We start from the raw sequence: 15890 nt of genomic DNA, 5'->3' as shown, positions 1-15890 counted from the left end.
TGGGCCGGTCAGCCGTAGTACTTCTTCGCGCCGTCGTGCAGCGGCACGGGGTCGGTCTTCGGGGCGTTCTCCCGGGTGATGGCCTTGGCGGCCGGGTGGACCCTCTCCAGGTCGGCCTTGTGGTCGAACAGCAGCCTGGCCAGGTCTCCCGCCAGCTTGGCGTCCATCTTCTCGTTCACCACGAGGAGGTTCGGCACGACGATCGTGGACACGTCGGCCGGGGTGGCGTAGACGTCCTTGGCGATGGTGCCCGCGGCGTAGACCGGGCCGTGCTCGGCCCGCATCGGCTCCAGCACGGAGTCCAGCGGGACGAAGACGACCTCGCCCTTCATGCTGGTCAGCAGGTCGGTGATGCCGGGGGTGGGCAGCCCGCCGGACCAGACCAGGGCGTCGAGGGTGCCGTCCTTGATGCCCTGCACGCTCTCGGGCAGGCCCAGCGACTGGCGGGTGACGTCCGCCTCGGGATCGAGGCCCGCCGCCTTGAGCATGCGCAACGCGATGACCTCGGTGCCGGAGTTGGGCGATCCGGTGGAGACCCGCTTGCCCTTGAGGTCGGCGACGGACTTCACCCCGGAGTCGGTGGTGGCCACGACCTGCGTGTAGTTGTCGTACAGGCGGGCGAGCGCGCGGATCGGCTGGGGGGAGGTGAACGCCCCCTTACCCGCCACCGCGTCGGCGGCCGAGTCGGCGAGACTGAAGGCGATGTCGGAGTCGCCCTTGACCACCCGCTGGATGTTCTCCACCGAGGCGCCGGTCGCCTCGGCCGTCGCCTGGTAGCCGGGGAGGTTCTTGCCGATCTGGTCGGCCAGTCCGCCACCCAGGACGTAGTAGACGCCGGTGGTGTTGCCGGTGGCGATCGACAGCCGCCCGCCCTGGGCGGCGGTCCCGCCCGTCCCCCGCTCGGCCGACCGGTCGCCGCCGCAGCCGCCGAGCGTCAGCGCCAGCGTCCCGGCGGCCAGCACGGCCGCCACCCGTCTGAATGTCATGATCGTCTCTCCCGTGCTCGTGTGACGAGATGCAGTGCGATGGCGAGAGCGAGGACGCCCGCCCCGGCCAGGGCCGGGAGAGGCGACAGGAACAGCAGCAGGACCGCGGCCACCCCGCACAGCGCCCGTTCGACCGGCCCGGCTGGACCGGCCAGCCAGCCGCCGGTGGCGGCGGCCAGCGCGGCCACGGCGAGCGCCGAGACCGCCGCGGCGGCCAGGATCTCCCCTGCTCCGCCCTGGGCGAGCAGCGCCGAACCCGCCGGGGTCAGCACGAACGCGAACGGCACCAGGAACGCCGGAAGCGTGTACTTCCAGGTGGCCAGCATGGTCCGGTGCGCGTTGCCGCCGGTGATCGCCGAGGCCGCGAAGGCCGACAGCGCCGTGGGCGGGCTGACCTCCGACAGCACCGCGTAGTAGAAGATGAACATGTACGCCTCGGCCGGGGTGACCCCGAGGCCGGTCAGCGCGGGCCCGATGATCACCGCCGCGATGACGAACGACGCGGTCACCGGCACGGCCAGACCCAGGATCAGCACCGCCAGCGCGCACAGCAGCGCGGTGAGGAGGAGCTGCCCGCCGGAGGCGCCGACGATCAGCGAGCCGGCCTTGAGGCCCAGCCCGGTCAGGGTGACGACGGCGACGATCAGCCCGGCCGCGGCGCAGGTGGCCGCGACCGGCAGCACCCCCGTGGTGCCCGCGGCCAGCGCGTCGGCCGCCCGGCGCGGGGTCAGCCGGTGCTCGCGGTCCAGGAACGACAGCGCGAACGCCAGCAGGGTGGCGTAGACGACGGCGCGGAACGGCGACTGGTCCAGCGCCATCAGCACGACGATCACGAACAGCGAGCTGAAGTGGTAGCCGAAGCGGCGCAGCAGCGGCCACAGCCGGGGCGCGTCCACCTCGACCGTCCGCGTGCCGTACCTGCGGGCGTCGATCTCGATGGCCAGGAAGATGCCGAGGTAGTACAGGAGCGTGGGGATCGTCGCGTAGACCAGCACGGTCAGGTAGCTCACCCGTAGGTACTCGGCGATGATGAACGCCGCCGCGCCCAGCGTGGGCGGCGACAGGATCGCGCCGATGCCCGCCGCGGCGAGCACACCCCCGCCCTGCTCCGGCGGGTAGCCCGCCCGGCGCAGAATAGGCCAGGCGACGCTGCCCACGCTCACCGTCGTCGCGACGCCCGAGCCGCTGACCGTGCCGAGCAGGAACCCGGCGAGGGTGACCGTACGGCCCGGCGCCGAGCGGGAGCGGCGGAAGGCGGCCAGGGAGACGTCCACGAAGAACCTTCCCGCGCCGGAGTGGTCGAGGACGGCCCCGTAGATCGTGAACAGGATGATGTAGGTGGCCGCCACGTCCAGCGGCACGCCGTACACGCCGTCGGTGCCCATCACGGAGGCGACGATGATCCGGTCGATGTCGTAGCCGCGGTGCCCGACGACCCAGTCGATCGGCAGGTAGCCACCGTAGTAGGCGTAGGCCAGGAAGAGCAGGCAGACGACCGGCAGGATCCAGCCGACGGTGCGCCGGCACGCCTCCAGCACCAGCAGCACGACGACCGCGCCCACCGCCACGTCGAGGCTCGTGGGGTCGGCGGCCCGCCGGATGAACCCGTCGAACACGACCAGCGGGTAGAGGCAGGCGGCGAGCGACAGCGCGGCGAGCGTCCAGTCGGCGATCCCCGGGCGGGCCCCGCCGCGCCGCCCCGGCCGGTAGCAGACGAAGGTCAGCGGCAGCGCGACCGCGAGGAAGAGCATCCGGTACGGCAGGACCTGCCCGGGACGGAACACCTGGTACAGCGCGTAGAGCGACAGGCAGAGCGCGACGACCGTGACGGCCGCGGCCAATCGGCCGGTCAGGCGCCGGGCGGGCCGCTCGGCGTCGAATTCGGCGATCAGGTCGTCGGTCGTGCCGGTCCCCGTGGGCGTGGTCTCCGTCAAACGCCGTCTCCAGCCGTGAGCCGCCGGGTCACTGACAGTGGATACCCGGGGAGCCGACGGCGGCCAGTCAAGGGAAGATCACATTATGATCACTTCCTCCGTCCGCGGCACGGCGAGGACCTTCGGCCGGCGGCTTCGTACGGCGGGCGGACGGTCGCACGCGCGCGAACGGGGAGGCAGGGGACGGAGCCGGGCGGACCCGGGGAAGGCGGGCGGTCGGTCAGCCGCCGGAGGTGTCGGTCTCCGCGTCGGCGCAGGGGACCGCCATCTCGTACGGGTCGTCCAGCCAGCCCGCGGGCAGGTGGACCCGGTCGCGCGGGTTGGTCTTGCCGCGCGGGGTGTCGGCCCCGTCGGGCCAGGGCTGGGCGGCGTCGAGCCCGGCCAGCCCCTCGCGCAGACCGGCGAGGGTGGAGGAGGTGGCCAGGCTGCGGCGCAGGTCGGCGCCGACGACGAATCCCTTGAGGTACCAGCCGACGTGCTTGCGGAAGTCCGCCACGGCGTGCTGCTCGTTGCCGAACGCCTCGGCTAGCAGGGTCGCGTGCCGGTCCATGGTCGCGGCCACCTCGCCCAGCGCGGGCCGGACGCGGTCGTCGCGGCCCTCGCAGGCCGCCGCCAGGTCCGCGAACAGCCACGGACGGCCCAGGCAGCCCCGGCCGACGACGACGCCGTCGCACCCGGTCTCGGCCATCATCCGCATCGCGTCGCCGGCGCTCCAGATGTCACCGTTGCCGAGCACCGGGATCTCCGGAACCGCCTCCTTCAGGCGGGCGATGGCCGACCAGTCGGCCGTCCCGCCGTAGTGCTGGACCGCGGTGCGGCCGTGCAGCGCGATCGCCGCGACGCCCTCCTCAACGGCGATCCGCCCGGCGTCGAGGTAGGTCAGGTGGTCGTCGTCGATGCCCTTGCGCATCTTCATGGTCACCGGGAGCGTCCCGGCGTTGCGCACCGCCTCGCGCAGGATGGCCCGCAGCAGGTTGCGCTTGTACGGCAGCGCCGAGCCGCCGCCCCGCCGGGTCACCTTGGGCACGGGGCAGCCGAAGTTGAGGTCGACGTGGTCGGCCAGGTCCTCGTCGGCGATCATGCGGACGGCCCGCCCGACGGTCACCGGGTCGACCCCGTACAGCTGGATGCTGCGGGGCTTCTCCCGCGGGCCGAACCGGATCATCTTGAGCGTCTTGGCGTTGCGCTCCACCAGCGCCCGCGTCGTGATCATCTCGCAGACGAACAGCCCGCCGCCCTGCTCACGACAGAGCGTGCGGAACGGCGCGTTCGTGATCCCCGCCATGGGCGCGAGCACCACCGGCGGCCAGACCTCGAGCGCTCCCAGCTTCAACGACTCCACCTCGTGTTTCTACCGTACGGCGCGCGGCGGTACGAATCGGCTCCGTTCTCTGCCCGGCCGCGACGGCTCCCGGCCGGGCAGAGGCCGGCCGGGAGCCGTGGGATGACGGTTACGCAACCACTCGGAAAACCCGCTAGAGTTCTCTCGTCGCCGCGGGGCGGAGAGCCCCGGCGGAAACACGCGGAAGTGGCTCAGTGGTAGAGCATCACCTTGCCAAGGTGAGGGTCGCGGGTTCGAATCCCGTCTTCCGCTCGGAAGCCTCCCCCTCCGGGGGCGAGGCGGCGGATCCGGGAGACCGCCCGATGTTCCGACCCCGGCACGGACGATTAGCTCAGCGGGAGAGCGCTTCCCTGACACGGAAGAGGTCACTGGTTCAATCCCAGTATCGTCCACTCAAGAAATCCCAGGCCGCTGGCCTGGGATTCTCTGTTTTCCCGGCCGATCCGCCAGGTCTCCCGGCCGGTCCGCCACGGCGACCGGCCGGCTCGACGCTCCCCTCGTACCGGCGGGCGACCGGCCGCTTCGGCGGCCCGCTCACACCGGCGGGCGACCGGCCGGCTCGGTGGACCGTCCGGAGTCCCATCGCCCGGCGAACCACCGGAGCGCGATGTTCCACGAGTAGCCGCGGCGGATCCGGTCGGCCACGTCGGCCGGCAGCGTGTCGAGGCCGTGGTGCAGCAGCCGCACCTCGGTGCCGTCTTCGACGGGATGGAAGGTCACCTCGATCTCCATCCGCCCGCCGGGGTTGACCAGGTCCGCCCACATGAGGCGGTGCGGCGGCTCCCAGGCCACGAGCCTGCCGAGGTCGACGTGCCCGCCGTCCGACCACAGCTCGCGCAGGAAACCGTCCTCGAAACGGATGCCGACCGCCCGGCCGGGATCGACCCAGCTGTGCGGTCCGCGGACGTACCAGCCGTCGATCTCCTCGGTGAAGATCCGGAACGCCGCGGCCCGGTCCACCGGCACGGTGACCCCGGCCTGGACGGAGCCACTCACCGGCCGCCCCCCGCGCCGTCTTCCGCCCTGTCCTTCACGCCGTCCTCCGCGTCACCTTCCACGCCGTCCTCCGCGCTGTCCTCCGTGTCGTCTCCGGCCGGATCGGGCCGCCCGGCGGGCTCACAGCGCCCACCCGACTCGCCGGGCGAACGCCCATCCGGGAGGTACTCGGTCGAGGAGCGCTCGGCCGAGGAGGCGACGCGCTCCACATGATCCCGGAACGAACCGAGTTGCTCGGCCCAGAAGGCCTGCACCTGGTCCAGCCATGACTGCAGGTCCGTGAACGGCTCGCGGCGCAGCGCGTACAGCCGCACCCGGGCGTCCGCGTCACCGGACTCGGCGTGTACCAGGCCGCTCGCCCGCAGCACCCGCAGGTGCCTGCTGAGGGCGGGCGCGCTCATCCGGACGGCCTGCGCCAGTTCCCCGGCGGGCCGGGGCCTCTCACGCAGCAACTCGATCACCTTGCGCCTGGTCGGGTCGGCCAGCGCCGCCAGGGTGGCGTCCAATTGGTTCACGGTACTGTTAATTATTGCCCACTTTCGTTAATCTGTTAACAGTTAACGACAACGACGATTATCACGGAGGCCGGCACATGGCCGTCGAACTGGGGTACTACACGCTGTCCGTCACGGACCTCGACCGGGGAGCGGCCTTCTACGGCCCGCTGTTCGGCTGGGAGTTCAGGCGGGAACACGAAACGTACCTGCACGTCACCAACACCGCGGTTCCGATGGGCCTCAACGCGAACGGACCCTCATCGCAGCCCAACCTGTACTACTCCGTCGAGGACGTCGAGGCGGCCGTGGAGATGGTCCGTAAGCTCGGCGGCACCGCCGAGGAGATCTTCGACAGTAAGTCGGGGCGGGGCTGCGCCATCACCGACGACCAGGGCACCGTGATCAGCCTCTGGCAGTCCGCCCCCGGCTTCGGCTGAGCCGGACTCCATGGCCCGGCGGACGCCCGCCGGACACCCACCCGTCCCCGGGCCGCACCGGACCGGACCGAGCCGGACGGCCAGCGCGCCGAACGGGTCGTGAGCAGGCCCGCGCGGGGGCACGAGCCGTATCATTCACAGCGTGCCCCCAGCCAGCGGTCCCTCGGTCCCCCACCACGGCGACGCCGACGAACGCGCGCCCGGCGGGCCCGTACCCGGCCGCCCCGGTGGACCGGGACCCGATGCTTCCGGTGGACCGGTGCCCGGCGGTTCCGGCGCTCCCGGTGGACCCGTGCCCGGTGGGTCCGGCAGGCGGAACATGCCCGGCGGGCCCGCGCCGCGGATCACCCCGCTGAGCTTCGCGTGGGCGTTCGCCCCGCTGTACACCTGCGGGCTCGCGACCCCCTTCGTCATCGGCCACGCCGCCGTCAGGCTCCGGAGCCGCACGGCGGCCCTCGCCGCGGGCGCGTACGGCCTGCTGCTGTTCGTCTACGTCGTCGCCGCGGGCCTCCCCGGCAGCGGAGGCTCCCGGTACGTCCTGGCCACGGCGATCTGGGTCCTCGTGGGCTGGCTGGGCGGCACGGCGCACGCGCTGGTCCTCCGGCCCGCCGTCTTCGCGCCCGGCCCGGCTCCCACGGCTATCCGGCGACGTCCGCCGGGTTCCCGCCCCTCGGGTCCGGCACGCTTCGAACCTCCGGGCCGTCCTGGACAGGCCGGCCGCCCCGGGCAGCCCGGACAGCCTGATCTCTCCCGGCCCCTCGACGACTCCGGGCATCTCAGCCGCCCCGGGTCCGCGGCGCGTCGCCCCGCGCATCCCGGCCAGACGTATCCTCCGCCACCGCGCCGGCCTCGTCCCCCGTCGCCGCAGGCCCAGACACCGCAGGCCAAGACACCGCAGCCTCCGCGGGCACAGCCCCAAGCACCCCGACCGCCGTCGGCGCGGCCCCAAGCGCCCCAACCGCCGTCGCCGGCGCCCCGGGCATCCGCCGTCCCGCCTCCGATGGCTTCCCCGGCTCAGGCCGCTCCGGCGCCTCCGCCGGCTTCCTCACCTTCGCCGGCTCCTCCGCCTCCGATGGCTCCCCCGGCTCAGGCTGCTCCCGCGCCTCCCCCGGCCTCCCCGGCTCCGCCTCCGCAAAGCGCACCCTTGCCGCCGCAAAGCGCGCCCGGCGGTCCGGTGCACGCCCCGTTCCCGCCGATCGGGCCGTACCTGCCGACGCGGCTGCTCGGCTCGGGCGGCCAGGGCTCCGTCTACCTGGCGAAGGGCCCGAACGGCGGGCCTGTGGCGGTCAAGGTCCTGCACGGCAGGCTGGTCGGCGGCCCGGACCAGCGCGAACGCTTCCTCCGGGAGGCGGAGATGGCCAGGCGGGTGCGCCCCTTCGCGACCGCGCGGATCCTCGACGCCGGGGTCATGGACGATCTGGTCTACATCGTCACCGAGTACGTGCCCGGCCCCTCCCTCGCCAAGCTGGTCTACGAGCAGGGCCCCCGGAACGGCGACAGCCTGACCCGGCTGGCGATCGGGACGATCGCGGCGCTCAAGGGGATCCACGCCGCGGGCATCGTGCACCGGGACTTCAAGCCGGCCAACGTCCTGCTCGGCCCGGACGGCCCCCGGGTGATCGACTTCGGCTTCGCCGGGGCGCTGGACCGGATGGCGATGGCCTCGGCGGACAACCTCAGAGGCACCCTGCCGTACATGTCGCCGGAGCAGATCTCCGGCGAGCGGGTCGGTCCGGCCTCCGACATCTTCAGCTGGGCCTCGACCATGCTCTACGGCGCCACCGGGCGGGACGCCTTCGAAGGCGGGTCGCTGCCGCAGGTCCACCGGATGCTCGTCAGCCACCATCCGGACCTGTCGGTGCTGCCTCTGGCCCTGCGCGGCGCGGTGGAGCGGTGCCTGGCGAAGGACCCACGGCAACGGCCGACGGCGGCCGAGGTGATGATGGCGATCACCAGCTGACCCGGAGCGTCCTCGGGCCGCGTCTCACACCGCCGCGGCGGCTACTCGGCGTCGGCCTCCTCGGCCCAGTAGGTGGTGGTCCATGCGGCGCCGCACCGGCAGCGCGACAGCCGGACCAGTTCTCCCTCCTCGCTCATGGACAGTCCATGACTGAGGCGGACGTGAACGTGTGTGCTCATGACGGATCGACTTCCGGTTGGTCATTGGACACCCCGGCCGGGCGCGGGTTCCTCCGTGCCTTCGGCGGATGCCGGACCACGGATACGGGCTCTTCCACGCCTGTCGGCGGATGCTGGGCGGTGGCCGTGGGCCGGACGGGGGAAGCTGCCTCTCCTGTCTACCTCATTCATGGGTCGAAAGTCACATTCACCTGGGCATTCAGCCTCTGGCCGGGGGCTACGGAGGCGTCGGGGAGGATTCCGCATTACGGCGCGCCCGGTTCCGGCTCACCTTCCCATGGGAAGAAGGCCCCGCACCGGAACCGTCACGACGCCTTCCGCGGGACGAGCCGTCTGATCAGCGGCCAGGCCAGGAGGACCACGAGAACGACGTAGATCGCGATGGACAGCGGGCCGCCGACCAGACCCGACAGGTCGCCGCCGGACAGTTGCAGCGACCGGCGGCCCTGGAGCTCCGCACGCGGACCGAGGATCACGCCGACGATCAACGGCAGCACCGGCAGCCCGAAGCGCCGCATCGCGAAGCCGAGCAGGCCCAGGAGGAGCAGCAGGACGAGGTCCAGCGGCTGGGAGTTGACCGCGTAGGCCCCCATGGACGCGAAGAACAGGATGCCCGCGTACAGGTAGGGCCGGGGGACGCGCAGCAGCTTCGCCCAGGCCGGCGCGAGCGGCAGGTTCAGGACGAGCAGCAGTAGGTTGCCGACGAACAGGCTCGCGATCAGCGTCCAGACCAGAGCCGGCTGCCGCTCCAGCAGCAGCGGCCCGGGCTGGATGCCGTACGACTCGAAGGCCGCGAGCATGACCGCGGCCGTCGCCGTGGTCGGCAGGCCGATGGCCAGCATCGGCACCAGCGTTCCCGCGGCGGAGGCGTTGTTGGCCGCCTCGGGCCCGGCGACGCCTTCGATGGCGCCGTGACCGAACTCCTCGGGCCGCCTGGCGAGCCTCTTCTCCGTCACGTACGAGAGGAAGGTCGGGATCTCCGCCCCGGCGCCGGGCAACGCCCCGAAGGGGAATCCCAGCGCGGTGCCGCGCAGCCAGGGCTTCCACGATCTGCGCCAGTCCTCGGCGCCCAGCCAGGGCCGGCCGACGGGGATGACCGGCATGTCCGTGCGCCGCATGTGCGCGGCCACCCACAGCGCCTCTCCCACGGCGAAGATCCCGACCGCGACGACGACCACGTCGATGCCGTCCGCGAGCTGCGGGATGCCCAGCGTGAGCCGCTGCCGGCCGGTGACCCCGTCGATGCCGATCAGGCCGATCACGAGCCCCAGCAGCAGCGAGGCGAAGCCGCGCACGCGCGAGGAGCCGAGCGTCACCGACACCGCGACGAAGGCCAGCAGCATGATCGCGAAGTAGTCGGGCGCGCCGAGGCCGATGGCGAACGCGACCACCAGCGGCGTCACGAACACGAGCAGCAGCGTGGCGATGGTGCCGGCGACGAACGAGCCGATGGCCGCGGTCGCGAGCGCCTGCGCCGCCCTCCCCGCCTTGGCCATCCTGTTCCCCTCGATCGCGGTGACGACCGAGGACGACTCGCCGGGCGTGTTGAGCAGGATGGAGGTCGTCGAGCCGCCGTACATGCCGCCGTAGTAGATGCCGGCGAACAGGATGAACGCCTGGGTCGGGTCCATGCCGTACGTCACCGGGAGCAGCAGCGCGACCGTCATGGCCGGGCCGATGCCGGGAAGCACCCCGACGGCGGTCCCGGCGACCACGCCGAGCAGCGCCATGAGCAGGTTGCCGGGGGACAGCACGTTGACGAACCCGTCGAGCAGGTTGCCGAGGTTGTCCATCACAGGATCCCCTGCAGCACGCCGGCCGGCAGATTGACCCCGAGGCCGATCGCGAACGCGTAGAACGTGGCCAGCGACAGCACGATCGCGATCACCAGTCCGCGCACGTGGTGCCTGTTGCCCAGGGCGAAGGCCGCCCCCCAGAACAGGACGGTCCCGCTGATGACCCAGCCGAGGGGCTCGATCAGTACGGCGTTGGCCACGAAGGCGCCCGCCAGCAGCAGGACCGTCCGCCAGTCCACCGCCGTGGACAGGTCCACGTCCTCACCGGCCTCGGGTTCGCCGCGGCCTCCCCTCGCGACGTCCACGCCGTACACGACCGCGACCGCCAGAAGGGCCACGCCCAGGAGCACCGGCACCGGGCGGGGGCCGATGGGATCGTTGCTGCTGGTCAGAGGGGCGATCCTGAGAGCGTCGACGATCACCAGCGCGCCCAGCAGGGCGAGGAACGCGCACACGCCGTACTGCGCGCGGTCCCCGTCCCGGGGCCCGCCGTCCGGCGAGGGCCTCTCGCTCAGCGAGAGCCGTTCACCTGCCCGCACGCCGACGTGGCCGTCCTCGCGCCCCTCCCCGGGCTCGCGGGCGGGCTCGTTTCCCCCGCTCATGCCAGTCCGAGCTCTGCGAGGATGGAGGCGACGCTCTTGTCCTGCTCGGCCAGATAGGCGGCGAACGCGTCACCGGTGACGAAGGAGTCGGTCCAGCCGCGCTTGGTCAGCTCGGCCTTCCACTGCTGCGAGTCGTGCATCCGGGTGAGCGCGTCGGTCCACATCCGCCTGTCGGCGTCGCCGATGCCGGGCGGGGCCACGATCCCGCGCCAGTTCGTGAAGACCAGGTCGATGCCCGACGCCTTGAGGGTGGGGACGTCCTTCAGCACCGGGACCGGCTCCGTGCTGGTCACCGCCAGCACCCTCAGCTGACCGGCGTTCACCTGGTCCAGGAACTCGCTGTAGCCGCTCGCGCCGAAGCCGACCTTGTCGCCGAGGATCGCCGGCAGCAGTTCGCCGCCGCCGTCGTAGGAGACGTAGTTGACCTGCCGGGGGTCGATCCCGACGACCTTGGCCAGCCGCATCGGCAGCAGGTGGTCCGGCCCTCCCGGCGATGAGCCGCCGCCGACCGTGACCTTCTTCGGGTCCTTCTTCCAGGCGGCGACGAGGTCCTCGATCGTCCGGTACGGCGAGTCCTTCGACACGACGATCGCCCCGGCCTCCTCGATGAGCTTGGCGAGGGGGGTGGTCTGGGACAGCGTCGCCTCCGACTTGGACGTGTACGACGCGCCGACGACCCCCAGGCCCATCTGCATGGCCAGCTTGCCGTTGCCCTTCTCGTTGATCATCCGCTGGAGGCCCACCGTGCCGCCCGCGCCGGGAAGGTTGAACACCTGGACGCCCGAAGCGATCTTCGCGTCCTCCATGACCTTGGCCGCCGTCCGCGCGGTGGTGTCGTATCCCCCGCCGGGGGTGTTGGGCACCATGAGGCGCAGCCCGGTGACCGGGCCGCCGCCCGCCGCCGCGCCGGTTCCCTTCTCCGCCGTCGCGCCGCAGCCCCCCGCCGCCAGGGCCGACAGCGCCGCGAGGGCGGCGAGGAGAACGCTGATCCGGTTTCTCACAATCGTCTCTTTCCTGGTGAGAGGTTTCGGGCCATGATTATGCGAGTCGGGCGGCAGGCCGTCTTCCTTCTGTGAGCAGCGGAGATTGAGTTCATTGTGGTCGTCAACGACCCCCTCCTGAGGGAGGGGGCTTCCAGATGCGGCACCGTGCCTGGAAGCCCTGTGTTGACCAGCCCGTGTCGATCATGGTGAAGGAGGTGCCTTCGGTTGACGGCGTTTCACGCAGGTGAGCGGACCCACCAGGCCGTGCTTCCTCAGCGGCCTGCTCTGGAATCCGCGGGAGCAGACAACCCCCGGGGTGGGGACGAAACGGCTCGCGGACTCCCGGCTGTGCCGGGCACCGGCGTGGAACAGGGGCGAGGGGAGATCGGTCCGGGTGGCACCCGCCCGGACCGGCGTCACCCCGACGGCATTTCAGCGCCGGAGGGAGCGAACCGTGAGGTTCACCCGGCCGTGTTCGTTCTTGATAAGCACGGTCGTCCGCTTGATCCGTGTCATCCGGCCCGAGCTCGCCGCCTGCTGGCCGCGGGGCGGGCCGTGGTGATCCGGCTGAAGGATCGGACCCGCGCCGAGTCGGCCGTCCAGGGCGTCGCGGTCGGAGTCGATCCCGGCTCCCGACACACCGGTATCGCGGTGTTCACCGAACATGGCGGGAGAAGAGCCGGGAAGTACAGCATCCGGCTCGGCCATCGGGGATCGGCGATTCGTGACAAGCTCGCCACCCGCGCCGCCTACCGGCGGGGGCGACGTTCCCGCAACCTGCGCTACCGCGCCCCCCGTTTCCTCAACCGCACCAAATCCACCGGGTGGCTGGCGCCGTCGCTGCGCCACCGGGTGGAGACCACGATGTCGTGGGTGGGACGGCTGACCCCCTGGGCGCCGGTACGGGCCGTCCACGTCGAGCGGGTCTGTTTCGACACCCATGCTTTGTCGGCGGGCCGGCCGCTGGAGGGGGCGGAGTATCAGCGGGGCGCCCTGGCCGGATACGAGGTACGCGAGTATCTCCTGGTCAAATGGGGCCGAATATGCGCCTGCTGCGGCGCGAGCGGTGTGCCGTTGAACCTCGACCACATCCATCCGCGCAGCCGGGGCGGCTCCGACCGCCTCAGCAACCTCACCTTGGCCTGTATCGCGTGCAATCAGGCCAAGAACACCACCCCGATCGGAGAGTTCCTCAAGACCAAGCCCGCCCTCTTGGCGAGGATCCTCGCGCAGGCGAAGACTTCGCTGCGGGACGCGGCGGCGGTCAACGCGACCCGGTGGGCGCTGTGGCGGGCGCTGGAGACGACCGGGCTGCCGGTGCACGCCGCCTCGGGTGACCGTACGAAGTGGAACCGCTCCCGCACCGGCGCGCCGAAGTCCCACACCCTCGACGCCTTGCACGTCGGCGACCTGGAAACCGTCATCACCTGGCCGTCGATGGTCCTCATCGCGCGCGCGACCGGCCGTGGCGTCTACTGCCGCACCCGCACCGACCGCTACGGCTTCCCCCGGCTGCGGCTGCCCCGTACCAAACGCTTCAAGGGTTTCGCCACCGGCGACCTGGTCCGCGCCGCCGTGCCGAGTGGCAGAAACACCGGGACGCACATCGGCCGGGTCGCGGTCCGCTCCACCGGCAGCTTCAACATCACTACCCGGCATGGCACCGTGCAGGGCATCGGCCATCGGCATGTCCGGTTGCTCCAGCGCGCCGATGGCTACGGCTACACCACTGAGCCCGAAGCGCGGCACCGTGCCACGTTTCCCATCGGCCCTGAAGGACCGGGTCTTCACGCTGAAGGTAGTTGATGAGATCGCGTGGCCCGACCCTGGCGGGCGAGTTGCTGGCCCTGCAGCTCGTCATCGTCGTGGTGGTGCTGTTCGCCGTCGGCGCCATCTCGCTGGCCCAGTCCGAGGCGACCTTCGACCGGGTCGAGGGGCGCCGGGTGACGGCGCTGGCCGAGCAGCTGTCGTGGAACCCTCTGGTCCGCAGCCAGATCGACCAGCCGGCGCCCGCCGAGGTGCTCGCCCCGCTGGTGCAGTCGACGCTCACCGAGTCCGGCGTCACCTCCGTCTCGATCGCCGACGTCGGCGGCAGGATCGTCGGTTCCTCGGACGCCACGCTGCTCGGGACGCCACTGCCGCTGAGCGCTCCCGGAGCCGCCCGGACCCGGGGCTGGTCCGGTTACCTCCCGGTCGGCGGGACCCGTGAGCTGGTCGCCCAGGTCCCGGTGCTGGGGGCCGAGCCGGAGGACCACGGCCGCCACCTCGGGACCGTGATGATCGGGGTCGCCGCTCCCACCGCATGGCAGCGTCTGGTCGGCGCGTCGTCCTACCTGCTGGTCCACCTGGGGGTCGCCAGCGCGCTGGGGGTGCTGGGCTCCTGGCTGCTGGCCCGGCGCATCAAACGGCAGACCCTCGGCATGGAGCCGCGCGAGATCGCGGGGCTCGCCGAACACCGGGAGGCCATGCTGCACGGCATCGCCGAAGGCGTCGTCGCGCTCGACCCGCAGTTGCGGCTCACGCTGGTCAACGACATGGGCCGGACGCTGCTGGACCTCCCCGGCCACTGCGTGGGGATGACCCTGCGGGCGCTCGGCGTCGAGGGGCGCCTGTACGACGTGCTCGCCGGGAACGAGGAGGCCCGCGACGAGATCGTCATCCACCGTGGGCGGGTGCTGGTCATGAACCGGATGAGCGTCGTCAAGGACGGACGGCGCCTCGGCTCGGTGACCACCCTGCGCGACCGGACCGAGCTGGCCCAGCTGGAGCGCGAGCTGGGGTCCTTCCGCAGCTCCACCGAGCTGCTGCGCGCCCAGGCCCACGAGTTCGCCAACCAGCTCCACGTCATCTCGGGACTGATCCAGGTGGACGAGCACGACGAGGTGGTCCGGTACATCCGGGCGCTGAGGAAGCACCGCGAGTCCCTCGACCTGGCCCTGGCCACCAGGGTCCGTGACAACGCGGTCGCCGCGCTGCTGACGGCGAAGTCCGCGCTCGCGGCCGAACGCAGGGTCGAGCTCCGCCTGTCCGACCGCACCACCCTGGACCGGCTGGACCCGGTGGACGCGGCCGACGTGGCGACGGTGACGGGCAACCTGGTCGACAACGCCATCGAGGCCGCGGTCGACGTGGCGGGCGCCGCGGGCGGCGAACCGGAGGCGTGGGTGGAGGTCGAGCTGCGTCAGGACGCCTCCAGTGTCGAGATCGTGGTGCGCGACTCCGGTCCGGGCGTCGCCCCCGAGCTCGCCCGGGAGGTCTTCACCCGGGGTTTCACCACCAAGGCCGCGCTGGGGGGCGAACGAGGGATCGGCCTGGCGCTCACGCAGCTCGTCTGCCGCCGCCGCGGCGGTGAGGTGGCCGTCACCAACACCGCCGACGGGGCGATGTTCACCGCCCGGATGTCCGTCGGCCGCGTGCCCCGGGAACTGCTGGAGGCGTCCCTGTGATCGACGTGCTCGTCGTCGACGACGATTTCATGGTCGCGAGGATCAACAGCGGGTTCGTCGGCAGGGTCGGCGGGTTCCGCGTGGTGGGTACGGCCGGCACCGGGGAGCAGGCCCTCACCCGCGTCGGTGAGCTGCGTCCGGACCTCGTGTTGCTCGACCTCTACCTGCCCGACGTCTTCGGGCTGGACGTCATCAGCCGGATCCGTGCCGGGGGCCACGACTGCGACATCATCGTGATCAGCGCGGCGCGCGAGATCGAGGCGGTCCGCGGCGCCGCCCGGCGGGGGGTGAACAACTACCTTCTCAAGCCGTTTGACTTCGACGACCTGCGCGTACGGCTGGAGCGGTACGCCGCCCGGCGGACCGAGCTGGGCGGCGTGGTCATCAGCAGCCAGGCCGACGTGGACCGGGTCCTCGCCGGGGCCGGGCCGTCGCCCTCCCCGGTCCTGCCCAAGGGCATGAGCGTGGAGACGGCGGAGCTGGTCCGGCGGGAGCTGTGCGCGGCGGACGGCACGTTGTCGGCCGGTGAGTGCGCCTCCCGCGTGGGCATCTCCCGGGTCAGCGCCCGCCGCTACCTGGAGCACCTCGTCACCCTGGGACACGTCCACGTCTCCCTGAAGTACGGTGCCGCGGGACGCCCGGAACGCCGCTACCGGTGGGACCGCCCCCGGTGACCTCCCTGTCCCCCTCCCGTCAGCCCCCTCCGGCGTCGGAGGCGTCAGCGGTCGCCCG

General features: G+C 72.1%; 13 protein-coding genes and 2 tRNA genes. 7 read left to right on the top strand and 8 right to left on the bottom strand.

Annotation, left to right across the window (positions count from 1 at the left end):
* Positions 1–8 precede the first annotated feature (8 nt).
* From ACZ6W9_RS08975 to dusB, 3 genes are all read right to left on the bottom strand, one after another.
* On the bottom strand, positions 9–986 hold the full coding sequence (locus tag ACZ6W9_RS08975) for a TAXI family TRAP transporter solute-binding subunit (protein ID WP_389969539.1): 978 nt from the start codon (positions 984–986) through the stop codon (positions 9–11).
* Positions 983–2920: a TRAP transporter permease gene (locus ACZ6W9_RS08970; RefSeq protein WP_470117101.1), complete on the bottom strand. Its 1938-nt coding sequence runs from the start codon at positions 2918–2920 to the stop codon at positions 983–985. The genes ACZ6W9_RS08975 and ACZ6W9_RS08970 overlap by 4 nt, the downstream gene beginning before the upstream one ends.
* Before the next feature lie 220 nt (positions 2921–3140).
* On the bottom strand, positions 3141–4262 hold the full coding sequence (gene dusB, locus ACZ6W9_RS08965) for a tRNA dihydrouridine synthase DusB (protein WP_389969535.1): 1122 nt from the start codon (positions 4260–4262) through the stop codon (positions 3141–3143).
* 180 nt (positions 4263–4442) lie between these two features.
* Between dusB and ACZ6W9_RS08960 the strand changes: the two genes are divergently transcribed.
* Together ACZ6W9_RS08960 and ACZ6W9_RS08955 are read left to right on the top strand one after the other, a co-directional pair.
* A tRNA-Gly gene (locus ACZ6W9_RS08960) sits at positions 4443–4514 on the top strand.
* A 68-nt stretch (positions 4515–4582) separates the two neighbouring features.
* Positions 4583–4654: transfer RNA gene (locus ACZ6W9_RS08955), tRNA-Val, on the top strand.
* A 142-nt stretch (positions 4655–4796) separates the two neighbouring features.
* Here the strand turns inward: ACZ6W9_RS08955 and ACZ6W9_RS08950 are convergent.
* Together ACZ6W9_RS08950 and ACZ6W9_RS08945 are read right to left on the bottom strand one after the other, a co-directional pair.
* A complete protein-coding gene (locus ACZ6W9_RS08950; protein WP_470117098.1) occupies positions 4797–5258 on the bottom strand; it encodes an SRPBCC domain-containing protein in 462 nt (153 codons plus the stop codon).
* Positions 5255–5764 carry an ArsR/SmtB family transcription factor gene (locus ACZ6W9_RS08945; protein WP_470117096.1) on the bottom strand — a complete coding sequence of 170 codons (510 nt, stop codon included), beginning with the start codon at positions 5762–5764 and terminating at the stop codon, positions 5255–5257. The genes ACZ6W9_RS08950 and ACZ6W9_RS08945 overlap by 4 nt, the downstream gene beginning before the upstream one ends.
* 86 nt (positions 5765–5850) lie before the next feature.
* Here ACZ6W9_RS08945 and ACZ6W9_RS08940 point away from each other — a divergent pair, with 86 nt between their 5' ends.
* Entirely contained in the window at positions 5851–6192 is a 342-nt protein-coding gene (locus ACZ6W9_RS08940; protein ID WP_389969529.1) for a VOC family protein, read from the top strand.
* Positions 6193–7366: 1174 nt separating this feature from the next.
* Positions 7367–8152 (top strand): serine/threonine-protein kinase, encoded by a 786-nt coding sequence (locus ACZ6W9_RS08935; protein ID WP_389969527.1) that lies wholly within the window; start codon positions 7367–7369, stop codon positions 8150–8152.
* 484 nt (positions 8153–8636) lie between these two features.
* Here the strand turns inward: ACZ6W9_RS08935 and ACZ6W9_RS08930 are convergent, their stop codons facing one another.
* Genes ACZ6W9_RS08930 through ACZ6W9_RS08920 form a run of 3 tightly spaced genes read right to left on the bottom strand, consistent with a single transcriptional unit; the run spans position 8637 to position 11730 of the window.
* Positions 8637–10124 carry a tripartite tricarboxylate transporter permease gene (locus ACZ6W9_RS08930; RefSeq protein ID WP_389969525.1) on the bottom strand — a complete coding sequence of 496 codons (1488 nt, stop codon included), beginning with the start codon at positions 10122–10124 and terminating at the stop codon, positions 8637–8639.
* Complete coding sequence (locus tag ACZ6W9_RS08925; RefSeq protein WP_389969523.1) at positions 10124–10729, bottom strand: tripartite tricarboxylate transporter TctB family protein; 606 nt, start codon at positions 10727–10729, stop codon at positions 10124–10126. The genes ACZ6W9_RS08930 and ACZ6W9_RS08925 overlap by 1 nt, the downstream gene beginning before the upstream one ends.
* Complete coding sequence (locus ACZ6W9_RS08920; protein WP_362934016.1) at positions 10726–11730, bottom strand: Bug family tripartite tricarboxylate transporter substrate binding protein; 1005 nt, start codon at positions 11728–11730, stop codon at positions 10726–10728. The genes ACZ6W9_RS08925 and ACZ6W9_RS08920 overlap by 4 nt, the downstream gene beginning before the upstream one ends.
* A gap of 453 nt (positions 11731–12183) precedes the next feature.
* On the opposite strand from ACZ6W9_RS08920, the gene iscB reads away from it, so the two are divergent.
* From iscB to ACZ6W9_RS08905, 3 genes are read left to right on the top strand one after another with little or no spacing between them, the layout of a single operon-like run.
* Complete coding sequence (iscB, locus tag ACZ6W9_RS08915; protein WP_470117092.1) at positions 12184–13518, top strand: RNA-guided endonuclease IscB; 1335 nt, start codon at positions 12184–12186, stop codon at positions 13516–13518.
* Positions 13518–15158, top strand: coding sequence for a sensor histidine kinase (locus tag ACZ6W9_RS08910; protein WP_389969518.1), 1641 nt, complete (start codon positions 13518–13520; stop codon positions 15156–15158). The genes iscB and ACZ6W9_RS08910 overlap by 1 nt, the downstream gene beginning before the upstream one ends.
* Positions 15155–15832, top strand: a complete 678-nt coding sequence (locus ACZ6W9_RS08905) for a response regulator (RefSeq protein ID WP_389969517.1) — start codon at positions 15155–15157, stop codon at positions 15830–15832. Before ACZ6W9_RS08910 ends, ACZ6W9_RS08905 begins: the two co-directional genes overlap by 4 nt.
* Positions 15833–15890 lie beyond the last annotated feature (58 nt).

Source organism: Streptosporangium sp. NPDC053982, assembly GCF_055585205.1.
The sequence above is the reverse complement of the archived record's forward strand: the minus strand, read 5'-3'. Positions and strand labels throughout refer to the sequence as shown.

Excerpts from the sequence above, each read along its gene's own strand:
- ACZ6W9_RS08975 (WP_389969539.1), bottom strand. The coding sequence starts at position 986 with ATGACATTCAGACGGGTGGCGGCCGTGCTGGCCGCCGGGACGCTGGCG.
- ACZ6W9_RS08940 (WP_389969529.1), top strand. The coding sequence starts at position 5,851 with ATGGCCGTCGAACTGGGGTACTACACGCTGTCCGTCACGGACCTCGAC.
- ACZ6W9_RS08930 (WP_389969525.1), bottom strand. The coding sequence starts at position 10,124 with ATGGACAACCTCGGCAACCTGCTCGACGGGTTCGTCAACGTGCTGTCC.
- ACZ6W9_RS08925 (WP_389969523.1), bottom strand. The coding sequence starts at position 10,729 with ATGAGCGGGGGAAACGAGCCCGCCCGCGAGCCCGGGGAGGGGCGCGAG.
- ACZ6W9_RS08910 (WP_389969518.1), top strand. The coding sequence starts at position 13,518 with ATGAGATCGCGTGGCCCGACCCTGGCGGGCGAGTTGCTGGCCCTGCAG.